This is a genomic window from Gilvimarinus sp. 1_MG-2023, assembly GCF_030548285.1.
Genome location: NZ_JAUOSC010000002.1, coordinates 313,528 through 331,449, shown reverse-complemented (window position 1 = coordinate 331,449; position 17,922 = coordinate 313,528). Strand labels below are relative to the sequence as shown.

Below are 17,922 nucleotides of genomic sequence, written 5' to 3'. Positions count from 1 at the left end.
TTTCTTCGCGGGGCTTTATGCTTTTGCGGTGGCAGCTCGTTTAATTTTGTTGCTCGCGGTTGCTTTAATCTCCGCGAGGACTCAGTATTCTGCGCTCATGCGTCGAGTTTCAAATGTATATTTTAGGAGTCAGATATGACTAAACCTGTTATCGGATTTATCGGTTTGGGCCTTATGGGCGGCAACATGGTTGAAAACCTGCAAAAACGAGGTTTTGAGCCGGTTGTAATGGATCTTAATAAAGAAGCGGTTGATGCCGTTGTAGCACGCGGCGCAACTGCGGCGTCTTCAGCCAAAGAGTTGGCTGAAGCTAGCGACATTATTATGTTGTGTCTGACCACCTCTAATGTGGTAGAAAAGCTGGTATACGGCGATGACGGCATTTTAGCGGGTATTAAAGAAGGTGCGGTACTGGTTGACTTCGGTACTTCAATTCCTGCCTCAACCCGCAAGATTGGCGCTGATTTGGCCAAGAAAGGTGCCGGCATGGTTGACGCTCCTCTGGGTCGTACACCTGCTCACGCGAAAGATGGCTTGCTTAACATTATGGCCTCTGGTGACAAAGAGACTTTTGAGAAAGTTAAGCCAGTACTAGAGCAGCAAGGTGAGAATGTTTTCTACCTGGGCGCGCTGGGTGCCGGCCACACCACTAAGTTGATTAACAACTTTATGGGTATGACGACCGTTTGTGCTATGTCTCAAGCGTTTGCAGTTGCAGATCGTGCGGGTGTTGATCGTCAGCAGTTGTTCGATATTATGTCTACTGGCCCATCTAGCTCACCTTTCATGAACTTCTGTAAGAATTACGCTGTTGATGGTGTGAGTGATTTGGGATTCTCGATTGCTAACGCTAATAAAGATCTGGGCTATTTCCTTGAGATGGTCAACGATCTGGGTACTCAGGCGCCAATCGCCGAAGGTACTTCTAAAGGCTTGCAGGACGCTGTTGCTGCCGATATGGGCAATGGCAATGTTCCAGAGATCTTTGATTACTACCTCAAGTTAGCAAAATAATTTGAGCGGTAATAAAAAGCCGCGCTTGAGCCTCTCGGCTCAGCGCGGCTTTTTTCGTTCTGATAGCTTACCTCTTAAGATAGTTTTATTGAGCTCGGCCGGAAAGGTTGAGTATTTTGCTCTGTCCCCTCTGCTTAACTCCCGTTTCACTGATCTGCTTTTTAGGCCTGCCTTTTAGGGAGCGTCTGTTGGCGCTGGCGTGTTCCTGCTCGGTCTCAAAATGCTTAATCTTGCCCGCTTATCCGGCCTTTGATTTGTTTGGCTCTTATCCCCCTTAATTCGCTGCCTGTATGGCGGTCCATGCACTTGGCTCGTGAGGCTTGAAGTAGGCTCTTGTTAGATAGGTAAGGTCACTGTGTATCGCGCATAGTCGCTGCCTGTAGGTGGATGGTGGTGCTGCAAAAGAGAGTTTGAGTTGAGTGGTGGGCGGTTTGCTCGCTCGCCTGTGTTAACAGTGGGCATTGTGGGGGAGGGGGCGTGTTCACAGGGGCGGCTGGGATAAGCTTGGGCGGTAAGGGGGTAGGCTCAGGCAATAAAAAGCCGCTCACATAATGCAGGGCATTAGTGGTGAGCGGCTTGGGTGTGCTGCAAGCCGAGGGGCTTGCGGGGCACAGTTGAGGCTTAGTCTCTTGCTTTCAAAGGCTCAACAGTTGGGATAAGAATCCAGATTGCCGCTAGGGCGATAACGGCTAGTGACGCACCAATGATAAAGGCGGGTGCGTAGTTGCCACCAGAGGTTAACCAAGGAACGAAAATGGTTAGGCCCCAGGCTGAGAACTTGGCAGCCATACCGGCAAAGCCCGATAGCGTGCCCACTGATTTTTGGCTCAGCATATCTGCAGGCAGTGTTTGCACGCTGCTGATAGCAGTTTGGAAGCCAAACAGGATCACACCCATCAGCAGTACCGCGGTAACTGGGCCGCCAGGGCTGGCCATGGCCAGCAAGCAAGGCAGCATCAGCAGGCAGCCAAGGGTGATGACGAATTTGCGGGTTTTGTTGATGGTCCAGCCAGCGCCAATACGGTTTTGCGAGAGAAGGCCGCCAAACCAAGCGCCGAACATTGCGCCCACGTAAGGTACCCAGCCGTATAGGGCGATGCCTTTAACATCCATATTGTAAACTTCGGCAAGGTAGGTGGGAATCCAAAAAACAAACAGCCACCAGATGGGGTCGATAGCCGCCGAGGCAATAATAACCCCCCAGCTTTGCTTGCGCGATAGCATTTCTTTGGTATTGGGGGCGTATTCTGTTTCGACGTTGTTGTCGTCGGTGGCCGGGGTGGTTTTCTGGCCGGTAAGAATATATTCGCGCTCTTCGGCGGTGATCCAGGGGTGTGTGCCAGGCGGAGACTTGACCAGAACGAGCCAAGGCACGAGCCATAGCAGGCCAAGCAGACCGACGATAACGAAGATGGCTTGCCAGCTGAAGTGAATGGCCAAGAAGGCAATGATTGGAATCGATACCAGGCCGCCAATAGCCGCGCCGGAGTTGAAGATGCCCTGCGCCAGTGCGCGCTCTTTGGACGGGAACCATTCGGCGTTACCTTTGGCAGCGCCAGGCCAGTTACCGGCCTCTGCTACACCGAGTAGGCTGCGGAAAATACTTAAAGAAACCACACCTTGCCCGAACGCGTGCAGGGCGGTAGCGATTGACCAAACACCAATAGATAGGGCGAAGCCTATACGAGTGCCGACCCAGTCGAAAATTTTCCCGAAAATTGCTTGGCCGAGGGCGTAGGCGAGAATAAAGAAGCCGGAGATGGTGCCGTATATGGCTTTGCGGCCATCGGCGTCTAGGTCTGGGTATAGCTCTTCACCCATACTGGTTGCCCAGAGGACGTTCATCGTTTGGCGGTCGATATAGTTAATAATGGTGGCAAGTGCGATCAGAGAGATCACCCACCATCGTAAGTTTTTGATTTTCATTGTTTACTCCCTCAGGGCTAATTTTCGTCTTATCTATTTTTGTGGATCGTTATTAACTCGAGTGTACTCGAACTGCTTGCGATTTTGCCGGCTTCGGTGAGCCGGTGCCGGAGCTGTTGGCGGCCTCTGGGTGAGAGGGGGAGCCTTTGGGTATGCTACGCAGCTATCGCCACTTTATAAAGACCTCGTGAGTCAGGGTGGTTTTAGCATAGCGGCAACCTCTTTATTGTTGTGTCATCGTTAGCTCTGAGACCTTAACGGCAGAGTTCCAATGTGGAGACTACCATTAAGGTGCTGACGACCTTTCGGAGCTATAGCAGCCGCGATGGTCAGGTGCTGGACGGATTGGGCTTGGCGTAATACCTGGTTGGGTGAGACGCCGCTCCGACTTATGCACAGGCCATTTCTTAGTTGAGGCTGCAAGGTAAATCCTACCATGAATCGTATTAATTGGTAATACATATTGGTAGACGATTTGTTAAGTTTTTTTGTCTGCATAAATTGATGTATGTACAGCAGTTGGCAAGGGTGGCGTAAGAGGGACAATTGAGGTGGTTTTGGTGATGCGAGGGTTTGTTGGCGGGGCTTGCGAGCCCTAGGGGTTAGGCTGTTGACCAGAATTGTAAGATAGATTGGTTGACACTTTTATTCCTTCGGTGATAGCCTTTCGGTGTATAAGTTCCAGTGGGGCTGTAAGCGTAAGATGTGGCCTTGGCGGCTGGCTTAGAAGTGGGCTGCTTGACTCCTTATGTGCTTGATTCTGGGGGCGTCTTTCCCCTGTGTGTACCAGCTGTTATAGCGGTCGCAGGTCTTCCATTCTAAGTTGTCGCTGAGCATGGCTTTAACGGTTGCGGCCGATTTTTGAGCGTAATTGTGGTGTGATAAATATGAATAATAAGCTTTCTACCCTTTCTGGTGTTGTTGCCCTTACTCTTGTTCCGGCATTATGTGCGGCAAAAGATTACTCCGTTGCTGACTTCTCTGAGTATCAAAAAGTCGCAGGCGACTTAGAGCCTGGTGATCGAGTGTTGCTAGAAGATGGTGTTTGGCGTGATGTGGAATTCGTTTTTTCTGCCAAAGGTACCGAGCAAGAGCCCATTACCCTAGCGGCAGCTAATCCGGGTAAAGCGATTATCAGCGGACGCTCAAATCTCCAGCTGGCCGGTGAGCACCTAGTGGTGCGCGGGCTGGTGTTTAAAGACGGCTATACGCCAACCGATTCCGTTATTTCCTTTCGTACGGCCAAGCCAAAAGATGAATCAGATTACTCGACGATAGCGGTTGACACTCGCCTGACAGAAGTGGTGATCGATGACTTTAGTAACCCCGATCGTTACGAAACTGATTACTGGGTGAGCGTCTACGGTAAAAATAACCGCATCGATCATAACCATTTCAGCTTTAAGCGTAATAAGGGCGTCACCATGGCGGTTAAGCTCGACACGGAGCACAGTCGCGAAAACCGTCATATCATTGAGTACAATTATTTTGGCCCGCGCCCTGTGTTGGGTTCAAACGGTGGCGAAACCTTACGTATCGGCACCAGTCATTACTCGCTAAGCGACTCTTTAACAACCGTGGCTCACAATTACTTTGAGCACTGCGATGGTGAAGTTGAGATTGTTTCCAATAAGTCAGGTAAAAACGTCTTAAAAAATAATGTGTTCTTTGAGTCGCGTGGCACCCTGACGTTGCGTCACGGCAACGGTAATCTGGTTGAAGGCAATGCGTTTATCGGTAATGGGGTTGATCATACCGGTGGCATTCGCGTGATCAATGCTGACCAAGTTATTAAAAACAACTACCTCTCTGGTTTGGCTGGCTCGCGTTTTGGCGGCGGTTTGGTTGTTGTGAATGGCGTGCCCAACTCTCCGATTAACCGCTATCATCAAGTGGATAACGCACTGATCACAGGTAACACCTTGGTGAATGTTGAGCGTATTATTTTCGGTGCTGGTAGCGATGAAGAGCGCAGCGCCGCTCCTTCAAACAGCCGCTTTGTTAACAACACTGTCATTAACGATTCTAAAGAGTCGCCCTTTGAGCTGCACGATAGTGTAAAAGGTATTGATTTTAGCGGTAACAAATCGAACTTCGAAACTGGTGACGAGTTAGAAGGTGGGTTTAAGAAAGTTGCCGGGCTCGATGTGTCAGCACCAGTGCTGCCTGTGCAGAAAACTGAGGTGGGTGTTTCATGGTATCCAAAATTTGAAAAATCCGATCGCTTTAACACAGAGCAAAGTGTCAACGTGAACCCCGGAACTGACACAATTCTAGACGCTTACGCCTCCTTGGATGGTGCGGGCGAGCTGGTGCTGGCTGCGGGTGATTTCCACCTGTCAAAAACGTTACTGCTAAATGAAGCGCTGGTAATTCGCGGTGCAGGTAAAGGTGAGACTCGCTTAACGTTTGGCCGAAAGTCTCTGGTGGATTTACTGAATGGTAGCGCGCTGCGCTTGCAAGATTTGTCGATCAGTGGCGTGCGCGCTCCTGATGATAAGGCCAATGCGGTGATTCGCTCTGACAGTAAGCCTATGGGGAAAAACTCTCGGTTGGAGCTGTTGGGTGTCGAGGTGAAGGACTTGGATATCAATAAAGACTTTGATGTAATCAAGTTGCGCCAAAGCACATTCGCTGACCATGTGATTGTCAAAGATTCCAGCTTTAATAATATTAAAGGTACAGTCTTAAAGCTGGATTCGGAAAAAGACGATTACGGCATGTATAACGCCGAGTATATTACGGTTAAAAATAGCCAGGTAAATAACGCCACCGGTGGCCTGATGACAGTTTATCGTGGCGGAACCGACGAAAGTACATTTGGCCCACACGTGCACGTAGATGGCGTGACCGTTACTGCATCCCCGGCTGCTGATAAGTCCGGTAGCAGTATTGTGCTGCACGGTGTTCAGCGTGGATTAATTGAAAATAGTCATTTCGAAGACAGTGCTCCAATCCTAGTTCAGCACACCGTTGGTGGGCCTGTGATTCGTATCGACAATAACACTTATAATCAAAAACCATTGTACAAAGTAGAAAGTGTCGTGCCAGGCATGGAATCTACCTTTAACGCTGACAATAATAACTTTTCTGAGTAAATTTTATGAAAATGCCCTCTTTTATCGTTAAAGCCGGTGGCGTTGCCTGCCTGCTAATGAGTGGTGTAAATGCCACTGCTGCAGAATCGCCGTCACTGGTTATTAGTGAGAATGATATTGTTGCCTTGCAGTCCGCCTCGGGTGGCTTGTTAGAGCAATCATTGCAAAGCAACAAGGGTGTGGCTGATGCCGCCATTGCCGAAGGTATTGTAGTGCCTTGGCCTAAAGATGCTGGTGGTGGTTATACCCACGAGCAGCATAAGCGCAACTATAAGGCCATGCACGCTGCTGGTTTGCAGTTCCAGCTTAGTGGTGATAGTCGTTACAGTGACTATGTTGTTGAAATGCTAAATACCTACGCTGAAATGTACCCACAGCTGGGCTTGCACCCTGAGAAGAAAGAGCAAACGCCGGGCAAATTATTTTGGCAGAGTCTAAACGAAGCGGTTTGGTTGGTTTACACCAGTCAGGCGTACGACATGGTTTCGGAAACGTTAAACGGCGAGCAAAAAGACAAGATTTTGAACAACTTGCTGTTCCCGGTTGCTGATTATCTGTCTGAAGGTCAGCCGCAAACTTTCGATAAGATCCATAATCACGGCACTTGGGCTGTGGCAGCTGTCGGGATGGTGGGTTATGCCACCGGCCGAGACGATTATGTGGAAAAGGCGCTTAAGGGTTTGGATAAAAGCGGCAACTCTGGCTTTCTAAAACAGTTGGATGAGCTTTTCTCTCCTGATGGTTACTACACCGAAGGGCCTTATTATCAGCGTTATGCGTTAATGCCTTTCGTTTGGTTTGCCAAGGCTATCGAAACCAATCAGCCTGAAATCGGCATTTTTGAGCATCGCGACGGTATTCTGCTCAAGGCAATTAAAACAACTATCGAGTTGAGCTATAACGGCTTGTTTATCCCAATTAACGATGCCATCAAAGACAAAGGCATTAAGACCGAAGAATTGGTGCAGGCGTTGGCGATTGCCTACGATATTACTGAAGATGAGTCATTAAGTGATATCGCCCGTCAGCAAGGGCGCGTTAGCCTAAGTGCCGGTGGCGTCGCTTTGTCAAAAATTCTTGCCAGTAATAACGTCGAGCCATACCCCTATGAGTCGAAAGTGTATAGCGATGGCGCTAAAGGTGATCAGGGTGGCTTAACATTAATGCGCTCTGGTGATAATGAATCGGGCTCCTTGATTGTGGCAAAAAATACAAGCCAAGGTATGGGTCACGGCCATTACGATCGTTTGGGTTGGCAGTTTTATGATAACGGCAAAGAGGTTGTTACCGATTACGGTGCTGCACGCTATTTGAATGTGGAAGCCAAATACGGCGGCCATTATTTACACGAAAATAACACCTGGGCTAAACAGACGGTCGCTCATAATGCATTGGTTGTCGATAAGACGAGCCAGTTCAATGCCGATTTGGCGGTGGCCAATACAAGGCCTGCCGAGCAAGTTTTCTTTAGTACTGGTGATGCAGCTGATGTAAGCATTGGTCGAATTAATACCGCTTATGACGGGGTTGCAATTACCCGCGTACAAGCATTGGTTAAGCCTGAGTCAATCGAGCCATTTGTTATCGATGTCGTGTCTATTCAATCTGATGACAAGCACCTGTATGACTTGCCGTTGCATTTTAATGGCCAGGTGATTGACCATAATCTTAAAAATGCAGAGGCCTTCGATGTCTGGACAGCGATGGGTGACGATAATGGTTATCAGCATATGTTGCTGCGTAGCCAGGGCGATTCGGCGTCTGAGGGCAATCGTTTGACATGGCTTCTGGGTGATCGGTTCTATTCGTATACCTATGGCAGCGAGGCGAGTGATGGCGAGTCGGCGCAAACACTGTTTTTCCAGTTAGGCGCCAACGATCCAAACCACAATTTGCGTCGCGATCAAGGTGCTGTGCGTCGATTGCAGGCGAGCAATGCGGTCATGTACTCGATTGTTGAGCCACACGGCGAATACAATGGCACGGCTGAGTTTGTTACTAACGCTTATAGCCGTGTTAAGTCTTTGGACTACAATACAACTAAGTCTGGCGCCGAGCTCATTGTTAATATGGGTGATGCAGGCACCTATACGCTGGTGCTCACCACAGGTAAGAAAGGATCTGCCCCAGTTGAGGCTGAAGTCTTACAACAGTAGAATTGATGTTTAGAACTGCCTCTCATTGGAACGATAGGCAGTTACTTTTAATATTCCGTGATAGTAAAAGGTGAAGAGAATGCTGATCGAATCAAGTAAATTTATTGAAATGGATACCATCGAAGAAGAAGATGTGGCGCCGGGTGTTAAGCGTCGCATCATGGGCTATAACGAGCAAATCATGGTTGTTCGCGTTACCTTTGATGAGGGCAGTGAAGGCTATGTTCACAGCCATTTCCACTCTCAGGTTGCCTACGTTGAGCGTGGCAAATTTGAAGTTATGATTGATGGTGAAAAGAAAATACTGAAAGGTGGTGATTGTTTTTATGTTCCGCCGAACGAAGAGCACGGTGCCGTTTGTTTAGAGGCCGGTATTCTGATCGATATATTCAGCCCAATTCGTGCTGATATGGTGGGTGGAAAATAAGCTCAACCTATCTAAAAGCCTAAATTGTAAGAAATTGGTAGTTGTAAACGGGGCGATAGTGCCCCGTTTTGCTCGGTTATTTATTGGTAGAGTGACCGCCTAAAACCTGATGGACAGTCGCTTTGTTGAACTTGAGGTGGTGTTTAGTATGAAGCTTGAAAATAGAGTTTGTATTATTACCGGTGGGGTTCGCGATATCGGCAAGTCAATATCGCTGAAGCTGGCCCAGGAAGGAGCAAAGCTTGTTATTAACTATTTCAGCAATGCCGAGCAGGCGCAATCTACTCTGCAGGAAGTTAAAGCGCTAGGCGTGGATGCTATTCTAGTCCAGGGCGATATGACCGATGCGCAAGATGTACAAAATTTAGTGGCTAAGGCGCAAGAAGCATTTGGTCAAAAGATTGATCTGTTGGTGAATGTGGCGGGCGGTTTGGTTCAACGCAAAACCATTGATGAGATGACCCCCGAATTTTTCGATTTGGTAATGCGCTTAAATCTTACCAGCACCTTTATGTTGACCAAGTATGTAACCCCTCATATGAGTAAGGGCGGTTCGGTGGTAAATATTGCTTCACAAGCGGGGCGCGATGGAGGCGGTCCGGGTGCATCGGCTTATGCCACGGCCAAGGGGGCGGTTATGACGTTCACCCGTGCCATGGCAAAAGAGCTAGGCCCTAAAGGTATTCGGGTCAACGCTTTGTGTCCAGGTGTCATCAGCACCACATTTCACGATACATTTACCAAAGATGAAGTGCGTCAAAACATTGCGGCGGCAACACCTTTACGACGTGAAGGGGCACCCGATGAAGTGGGTGATGTGGTGGTGTATTTGGCCTCAGATGAAGCATCGTTTTTAACTGGCTTGAATTTAGATGTTAACGGCGGCCTGCTGTTTTCCTGAGTGTAAGCTTTTGATCTCGACTGAAGCTCGAGAGACAATACATTGAAGAGGTAGAGAGTGAAGATTGCAGCGATTGGCGAATGTATGCTGGAAATGTCCAGTGGTAGCTTATCTCCGGATCAAGCAAAAATTCCAGCGGTGATTGGCTACGGTGGTGACACACTGAATACATCCGTCTATCTGGCCCGCCTTGGTACCCATGCAAGTTTTGTGACTGGCATGGGGGATGATCAAGCGAGCCGTTGGATGATGGCCCAGTGGGAAGGCAATGGTGTCGACACCAGTTTGGTGAAGGTTGACCCTGCTAAGCGCCCAGGTGTTTACCATATCAGTAACGATGCTGAAGGTGAGCGCCATTTTATTTATTGGCGCAATGATTCGGCCGCGAAATTCTTGTTTGATAGCGATGAAAAGCAGCAGGCATTAACCAATGAGTTATCTCAGTTCGATTTCATTTACCTGTCCGGCATCAGTTTGGCCATTGTTGATGAGCCCTCATTGAATCGTTTATTTGCGATGTTGCAGCAGTTGCGTTCCGCGGGTAAAAAGATCGTTTTTGATGGTAACTATCGCCCTGTACTTTGGGCCAACATAGAAGATGCCAAGAAGGCTTTTAGCCGCGCTTACGCATTGAGCGACATTGCTCTGCCCACCATTGATGATGAAACCCTGTTGTTCGGCGAAACCGATAAAGATGCGGTTATTAATCGTATTCGCCAGTGCGGCGCACAAGAAGTCGTACTGAAGATGGGCCCTGAAGGCTGTTGTGTGGATACAGGGGAGTCTCGCCAAATGGTGAGTGGGCGCCGGGTTGAGGTCGTCGATACCACTTCGGCGGGTGACTCATTTAATGCTGCGTATTTACATTTTCGCGCCCAGGGCGAAAGCCATGAAATTGCCGCACAAAAAGGCCATCTGTTGGCCTCTACGGTGATTCAGTATAAAGGTGCCATCATTGCTGAAAGCGATATGCCTAGCTTTTAAGTTTTCGACACCACATACCCACAGACTAAAAGTGAGTTGTCCATGATTAACAAATTGAATTTAACTGATAATGTCATCCTCGGTGATGCGGTTAGCCAAACTTTTGCCTATGCCAAAGCGAATCGAATGGCGTTGCCCGCTGTGAATATCACCAGCTCCAGCACTGTTAATAGTGTTATGGCGGTTGCCTCTGAATTAAATGCTCCAATCATTATTCAGCTGTCTCACGGCGGCGCTGCATTTTATGGTGGTAAATCTGTCTCAAATACCAATCATCAGGGCTCGATAAAAGGCGCGGTTTCGGCGGCTTTGCATGTACATTCTATGGCGTCCACATACGGGGCTTTTGTCATGCTGCATACAGACCACGCTGCGCGCAAATTATTGCCTTGGATTGACGGTTTACTTGATGCCGGTGAGGCGTATTTTAAGCAGTACGGCAAGCCTTTGTTCTCGTCGCACATGATTGATTTGTCCGAAGAGCCGCTAGAAGACAATATTGACACCTGCTGTGAGTATCTCAAACGTATGAGTGCTATGGGTATGACCCTTGAAATTGAGCTAGGTGTTACCGGTGGCGAAGAAGATGGGGTAGATAATACTGGTATTGATTCATCACGCCTATATACGCAGCCTTCAGAGGTGGCTTATGCCTACGAGAAGCTCAGTGCTATCAGCGATAAATTCACTATTGCGGCCTCATTTGGTAACGTTCACGGTGTTTATTCGCCGGGCAATGTTTCTCTGCGTCCTGAAATCTTGAAAAACTCTCAAGATCATCTCAGTAAGCAGTATAAGCTGGGTCACAACCCTGTCGATTTTGTGTTTCATGGTGGGTCGGGTTCTTCCGCTGAAGATATCGCTCTAGGTATTGATTACGGTGTTATTAAAGTTAATGTGGATACCGATCTTCAGTGGGCCTACTGGAATGGCGTACGGCAATTTTATGAAGACCGTAAAGGCTACCTGCAGGCTCAAATAGGTAATCCTGAAGGTAAAGATGTGCCCAATAAGAAGTTTTACGATCCGCGTGTTTGGATGCGTAAAGCTGAAGAGGGTTTTTCATCGAAACTTACCGACATTTGTCGGCAGTTAAATTGCGAAAGCGTTTTTTGATCGGCGAGAAATGTGATGAGTGCCAATAGCAGTCAGTTTGCCGCGAGCCCTTATCGGGTATTTCTCTCTGATGTACATGGTCAGGGGGATGTATTTGATTATCTGGTGCAAGAAAAATTCGGGATCGTAGAGAAAATTGTGATCGATGCATCGGAACATGATGACTCGCGTGCAGGCGTGCTCAGGCATTACTTATTGCCACGACAGCGAACGGTAGATGCTGAATATAGTGCCGTGAGTGATGTTGTCATTATGATGGATCTGTTGCTCACATTTAAAAATGAACGTCGCTTTTGGCCTGTATGCGTTGATGCATTTGTTAACTGTAGCTGGCTATTGCCTGTTGTTGATCAGTGCGCCATACAGGCTGAGGTGAGTGAAGTTGACCTTGAGGCAGTTTCCCGTCTTGATGCATTCGATCGAATATCAGTTTGCAATCTAATCGCAGAGTCAGTCCACAGTCTGATTGCTTATCGAGTACAGCTGGTGGGAGATATTTTTGACCGTGGTGCAAGTGCTCCCCATATTATTGATCAGTTGGAAAAGCTGCCCGCGGTTGGTATTCAGTGGGGCAACCATGATGTTTTGTGGATGGGAGCCGCCTCAGGCTCGCTTGAGTGTATTGCCACGGCTGTTCGTCTTTGTATTCGGTATGGGCATGTTGAAACGCTGACGGACGACTATTCAATTGACCTGTCAGATTTGGCCACTCTGGCTGAGCAGGCTTACGCTGACGACTCTTGCGAGCAGTTTATGCCTTTGTCTGACGCGGCGCAGTGGTCTCAGTTGCAATTGGCTGCGATGCATAAAGCAATTGCGATGATTCAATTTAAGCTTGAGCATCATATAGTTGAAAGGAATCCAGATTATTCAATGGAGTCCAGGCTCTTGTTGAATAAAATCGATTATACGCATGGACAAATCAGCCTGCAGGGCGAGACAGTTGACTTAATTGACTCGTCGTTGCCAACGGTTAACCCGCACTCTCCAACATCCTTAACCGATGCTGAGTGGTCGGTCATTGAGAAATTAAAGCAACAATTTGTCGGTTCTGAACGCTTACAGCGGCACGTTAACTTTTTGTTTGCTAATGGCAGCTTAGTGGATAGCGATGGTGAATATTTATTGTTTCATGGTTGCATGCCGGTGGATGATGACTTGGAGTTTTTGCCGGCCCCAGTTGCTGGTCGCCAAGTAACTGGGCGGGCGATGTTCGATGCCTTCGAGCTGCAAATGCGCAAAGCCTATTCACGTCGACACTCAACCAGCTGTAAGTATCTATCGGATGTTGCTTGGTATCTTTGGTGTGGGCCCAACTCGCCTTTGTTCGGAAAAGAACAAATGACGACGTTTGAACGCTACTTTATTGCGAATAAGCACTTCCATAAAGAGGGTAAGAACCCATATTTTGATGCCAGAAACGATGCTAATTTCGTTGCCAAGGTGGCAGAAGAGTTGAGTGGAGATGCTGGCAGTATTATTATCAATGGCCATGTGCCGGTAAAGTTAAAAGCCGGAGAGTCGCCGCGGTATGCTAATAATCAATTGTTATGCATCGATGGGGGGTTTTCTCAAGCTTATCGATCTCGCACAGGTGCCGCTGGCATGGTTTTAATTGCCAATGATCAGAGTGCCCAATTATTCAAACTTGATGCTGAGACTGCTGGTTTTAGCTTTAATGAAATATAACTGAACAAAACCACCCTTTAAGAAAATTTTTTGGGAGAAAATTATGATAAAAAACGTCAAAAAAACCGTTCGCTCTATGCCGATTATTGCGCTGTCTGTCGTATCTTCTGTGGCTCTGTTGACCGCTTGTCAGGGTCAGACCGAAACAAAACAGAGCAGTGCTAGCCAGCCGTCTCTTGCCGGTAAACGTATTCCTGGCTCTGTCATAGATCTTTCTCAATGGAAGATTACCCTGCCCATGGATAGTAACCGAGACGGTAAAATTGATGAAGTGGGCCCGCCGCACATTGACCGCTTGCTTGAGCCACGTTTCTTTTATGCCACCGATGCCGGTGTAGTGTTTGCCGCCCCCAATAAAGCGGTGACGACATCGGGCTCTACCAATACCCGCAGTGAGCTGCGTCAAATGATCGATGCTAAAGGCTCTACAAAGGCGCCTGGTAATAATTTTGCGTTGGCAGCGCACCCTAAAGCTTCGCGCTATGGCTCTATTGGTGGCAAGCTGTCAGCAACTCTAGCTGTTAATCATGTTGCTGTTGAGGCCAAAAACCCAAATAAAAAGCCTGCCTTTTCAGTCGTAGTCGGTCAAATACATGCGGGTAAAGATAGCAAAATGGCCAAAGGTTTCGGTTATGGGAATGAGCCGTTAAAGATTTACTACAAAAAGTGGCCCGATCATGAGTACGGTTCTGTTTTCTGGACTTACGAGCGCAATCTTGAACAGGATGATCCCAACCGTACCGATATTGCTTTCCCCGTGTGGGGCAATGTGTGGGATAACCCGGAGGACCCCGGTGAAGCGGGCCTGAAGCTCGATGAAACGTTCAGCTATGTCGTAGATGTCGATGGTAGCGTCATGAACCTTACTTTCACGGGTGAAGGTAAGCAGACCATAGAATATTCGGTTGATTTGTCAAATAATGTCGACCCCTATGGCAAGGTGGATGAGTTAGACAATCCTAAAGGTTACAGTGGTGACTGGTTCTACTTTAAAGCGGGTGCTTACAATCAGTGCAGCAGTAAGGATCAAGAGGGTATGTGGTACGCAGGTTGTGCCGGTACTGGGCTTTGGGAGAAAGACTCTCAGGCAGGTCATTACGCTCAGGCCACTTTCCGCTCAATTACTTTAAACTAGTGTTGTTCTGCTCGACCATCACGGCTCCAGTTAGGCTGAGAGTCGTGATGATCGCCACTTCAGCTCCTCTCTTTTGCACTAAATCTCTACCTTTGTGAGTATTTCGTATTTTGGCCTGCCGCTGAGCGCATGGCGATAAAAGCTTCTATTGATTGGCTGGTTTTAATGATTATTTACTATTTGTCGAGGCTATCTTATTGATATTGTGATGGTTTTTTTGGGGGCGTGACCGGCTTTATCTTTGGTTGAACCTAATGTATGTCAAATCGGTTGACAATGCTGCAGCCAATTCGGTAATGTCAGCTTATACAGGCAGATTATCCCTACTAATAAGCATAAACTAGGGAGTTAAGCTTAATTTCTTATCAAACATAGGCTCGCTCAACAACTAAATTGCTTTTAGCAGAGGGTAAACGCAGCGCATAAATATAGGTACAGAATGCTGCCACAGTAAAAGTGGCTCCTGTGGTGGGTGAGGCTACAGGACAAGATATGCAGGCTAACCGTTCGGTGCAGTTTCTCTTTTCTATAAATTAAGTCGTGGTATCACAGTCAGTTGCGTTTTTGCTGTGGCATCAATTTATAAAATAATAGTGAATAAAAATAGGTTGTGTATGATTTTTTTACGGTATTGTTTGTTACTTTCAGTTTCTGTGCTTGCCGCTTGTGGTGGTTCTGGCGGTGGCAGTTCTTCGCCGAGCTCGTCGGTAAGCAGTTCTTCCGAGCCAATTTCATCTTCTAGCTCCTCTGTGTCCACCACTAGTTCTAGTAGCTCTAGTACTTCGGATCAGTCTTCTTCGCAGAGCAGTAGTGTAAGTAGTAATTCATCATCGCAGTCGAGCACACCGACGCAGACCGGGGACGCCCCAGTTGCCGGCGACTTCACTTATGAAGACTCAGTGCCAGAGATCAACTGTACCCAAGTGGTTGCCTCAATTTCAGCATTAGAAGATGCTGCTGGCGGCGCAATGGCGCCAGGTACCACTTTATGTCTGGCGGATGGTCAGTATTCAAATCTCGATATAGACATCGGCGGTGCTGGTACGCCAGAACAGCCGATTACGGTGGCCGCGCAAAACCCAGGTCAGGTAACCATCGGTGGTGAAGTGAAAGTGGAGATGGGTGGTTCTTACGTCGTACTTCAGGGCTTTATCTTTAAAGATGGTGAGTCGGCCAGTAGTAATATGATTGCGACCCGTTTGGGTAGCGGCGACTTATGTAGCCATTGTCGTATCACCGAAAACGCCATTATCGATATGGACGTAGGGCGCGATAGCAATACCAAATGGGTTTATGATTATGGTGAGTTTACTCGAATTGACCATAACTGGTTCGCAGGTAAAACAACCCGTGGCGCACTGCTGGTTGTTGATCGTTGGATTCCCGATGGCCAGGATCCGAGTACAGCACAAGTCGATTACACTAAAATCGATCACAACTATTTTGGTGATAGAGCGCCCACAGAGGGCAAAGCTTACGCCGACAGCGGTGACAACGAATATGAGGCGGTTCGTATTGGTTTGAGTACCACACACGAGGGGGACTCCTTCTCTGTGGTTGCACACAACTATTTTGAGCGTATTGACGGCGAAGCCGAAGTTATTTCTAACAAGGCGACCAATAACAGCATCGTTCACAACACTGTGCGCGACAGTTATGGCTCAATCACCACTCGCCACGGTGGCAATGCCACTATCGCTCACAACTTTATGTTTGGCGACGGTCACCCATTTGCGGGCGGCCTGCGACTGATTGATGGCGGTCACCGTGTGGTTAATAATTACATTGAGGGTGCGCGCTATAAAAATACGACTCACCACGGCGGCATTGTACTGATGGGGGCAGATTCCAGCCCAAGCGCAAGCGGTTACCAACAACTGGAAGATTCTTTAATTAGTTACAACACGGTTGTGGACAGTATTAATAGCTTGAATGTTGACGGCGGTAAAAAATCCAAGAACCCTAAAGATTTGTTCTTGGTGAATAACTTGATTGCCCAAGGCATCGGGCCGGTGTTAACGCAGATGGGTGATGGTATGCCCAGTGGCTCGGAAATAGCGGGCAACATTATTTATGGCCAAAGCTTAGCGGACGATGGTTCAAATGCCGTGTCTGGAATGAACTTTGTCGACGCTAAGCTGGAAAAAGGCAATGATGGCCTTTGGCGCCCGAGTGATAACAGCCCTAACTTAAGTGCTGTAGCCGCTGATATGGGCAGCTTCGCCAACGTCGATATCGATATGGATGGTCAGGCGCGTGGTTCTAATACCATTGTGGGGGCCGATCACGTGGCCTCGGGTAGCGCGACTTGGTTCCCTATTACGCCCGATCAAGTGGGGCCTAAAAGCTACACACCCTCCTTCAGTGCTGGTTTTGTGAAGCGTATATCACTTGAGAACGTTGACTTCGATGACGGTGGGCAAGCTTGGTCATTCAGTGGTTCGGCGCAAGTGTCAAACGATAGCGATAAGGTATTTTCGCGCGGCGCCTCTGCCGTTGTGTCGGGCGCCGGCCAGCTTAGTCAGAGTGTCGACCTAGAAGCTAATACCCTCTACACCTTGTCCGCCTTTGTGAAAGGGCCGGGAGAATTCGGTGTCAAGCTGGCAAATGGCGATGAGTTTATGGCAACAGACGATTCAAGTGATTTTGAATTCCGTTCGGTAACCTTTAACTCGGGAAACAATACCTCAGCCGATATTATTGGCCGTATGCCTGCCACGCTGAGTAAGCAGGCTGATATTGAAAATCCCGATTTTCCAGAAGGCACGGATGATTCTGATATCACCGGTTGGGAAACCATCGAAAACGTTGGCGATGATCAAGGCTCGCAAGGTTTAGGTAATGTTGGTAGTTCGAATAACTCGGCATTCGGTGATAAAGGTTCGGTGCAATTGGGTTATAGCTACCCAGAAGATGAAAACAGTACACCTACGTTGTACCAGATAATCGATGGTGTTCTTCCCAACACCGAGTACACACTGAGCATGTATTTGCTGGTGAAGTCTACCTCAAACTCCACGGCAACCTTTGGCGCACAAAATGAAGCAGGTAGCGTGACATTAGGGGAAAAAATAGCCGATTACGATCAGTTGGAAAGCAGCGGGGCACCCGAATCGTCAGAAGATGGGTACTACCAAGCATCAATGACCTTTAATAGTGGTGATAATACCTCAGTGAGAATTTTTGCTCAATTTAACGCCGAGTCTATCGCTAATAACCCTGGCGGCACGGAGCAAATGGACAGCGACACTCGAAAAATATATGAGTTGCGTGTTGATAATTTTGAGTTGACTTATGAGGCGGCCCCATCGTCTGACGATGAAGCCAGTTTTGATGGCTTTAGATTGGTCAGTCATGTTGGTGGTGGTGATAGTTAGAAATAATAAAACCTAAGGTAGGGCTCCCCGCTGGGCCCTTGTCTTAGGTGAAAACTAGGCATTTGTTATTCGTGACATTTTAAGTGCGTAGTACGTTTA

12 protein-coding genes are annotated in these 17,922 nt (G+C 48.0%); 10 read left to right on the top strand and 2 right to left on the bottom strand.

The window, feature by feature from the left end; genetic code table 11:
• Positions 1 to 135 precede the first annotated feature (135 nt).
• Positions 136 to 1,014: an NAD(P)-dependent oxidoreductase gene (locus tag Q4563_RS04245; RefSeq protein WP_215976853.1), complete on the top strand. Its 879-nt coding sequence runs from the start codon at positions 136 to 138 to the stop codon at positions 1,012 to 1,014.
• Between the two features lie 621 nt (positions 1,015 to 1,635).
• Here Q4563_RS04245 and Q4563_RS04240 read toward each other — a convergent pair.
• A complete protein-coding gene (locus Q4563_RS04240; protein WP_215976854.1) occupies positions 1,636 to 2,940 on the bottom strand; it encodes an MFS transporter in 1,305 nt (434 codons plus the stop codon).
• Positions 2,941 to 3,827: 887 nt separating this feature from the next.
• Between Q4563_RS04240 and Q4563_RS04235 the strand changes: the two genes are divergently transcribed.
• The 8 genes from Q4563_RS04235 (at position 3,828) to Q4563_RS04200 (ending at position 14,446) form a co-directional block, all read left to right on the top strand.
• Positions 3,828 to 6,038 carry a polysaccharide lyase 6 family protein gene (locus tag Q4563_RS04235; RefSeq protein ID WP_303603709.1) on the top strand — a complete coding sequence of 737 codons (2,211 nt, stop codon included), beginning with the start codon at positions 3,828 to 3,830 and terminating at the stop codon, positions 6,036 to 6,038.
• Positions 6,039 to 6,043: 5 nt separating this feature from the next.
• Entirely contained in the window at positions 6,044 to 8,194 is a 2,151-nt protein-coding gene (locus Q4563_RS04230) for an alginate lyase family protein (protein ID WP_303603708.1), read from the top strand.
• Positions 8,195 to 8,273: 79 nt separating this feature from the next.
• A complete protein-coding gene (locus tag Q4563_RS04225) occupies positions 8,274 to 8,621 on the top strand; it encodes a cupin domain-containing protein (protein ID WP_084591621.1) in 348 nt (115 codons plus the stop codon).
• A 148-nt stretch (positions 8,622 to 8,769) separates the two neighbouring features.
• Positions 8,770 to 9,522: an SDR family NAD(P)-dependent oxidoreductase gene (locus tag Q4563_RS04220; RefSeq protein WP_215976857.1), complete on the top strand. Its 753-nt coding sequence runs from the start codon at positions 8,770 to 8,772 to the stop codon at positions 9,520 to 9,522.
• A 57-nt stretch (positions 9,523 to 9,579) separates the two neighbouring features.
• Positions 9,580 to 10,506: a sugar kinase gene (locus tag Q4563_RS04215; protein ID WP_303603707.1), complete on the top strand. Its 927-nt coding sequence runs from the start codon at positions 9,580 to 9,582 to the stop codon at positions 10,504 to 10,506.
• Between the two features lie 42 nt (positions 10,507 to 10,548).
• Positions 10,549 to 11,622 carry a class II fructose-bisphosphate aldolase gene (gene fbaA / locus Q4563_RS04210; RefSeq protein WP_303603706.1) on the top strand — a complete coding sequence of 358 codons (1,074 nt, stop codon included), beginning with the start codon at positions 10,549 to 10,551 and terminating at the stop codon, positions 11,620 to 11,622.
• Positions 11,623 to 11,637: 15 nt separating this feature from the next.
• A complete protein-coding gene (locus tag Q4563_RS04205) occupies positions 11,638 to 13,311 on the top strand; it encodes a fructose-bisphosphatase class III (protein WP_303603705.1) in 1,674 nt (557 codons plus the stop codon).
• A gap of 43 nt (positions 13,312 to 13,354) precedes the next feature.
• Positions 13,355 to 14,446: a polysaccharide lyase family 7 protein gene (locus tag Q4563_RS04200; RefSeq protein ID WP_303603704.1), complete on the top strand. Its 1,092-nt coding sequence runs from the start codon at positions 13,355 to 13,357 to the stop codon at positions 14,444 to 14,446.
• Positions 14,447 to 15,026: 580 nt separating this feature from the next.
• Here Q4563_RS04200 and Q4563_RS04195 read toward each other — a convergent pair.
• The gene (locus Q4563_RS04195) at positions 15,027 to 15,206 is read right to left on the bottom strand and encodes a hypothetical protein (protein WP_303603703.1); all 180 of its coding nucleotides are present in this window, start codon (positions 15,204 to 15,206) and stop codon (positions 15,027 to 15,029) included.
• A 139-nt stretch (positions 15,207 to 15,345) separates the two neighbouring features.
• Here Q4563_RS04195 and Q4563_RS04190 point away from each other — a divergent pair, with 139 nt between their 5' ends.
• On the top strand, positions 15,346 to 17,823 hold the full coding sequence (locus Q4563_RS04190; RefSeq protein ID WP_303603702.1) for a polysaccharide lyase 6 family protein: 2,478 nt from the start codon (positions 15,346 to 15,348) through the stop codon (positions 17,821 to 17,823).
• Positions 17,824 to 17,922 lie beyond the last annotated feature (99 nt).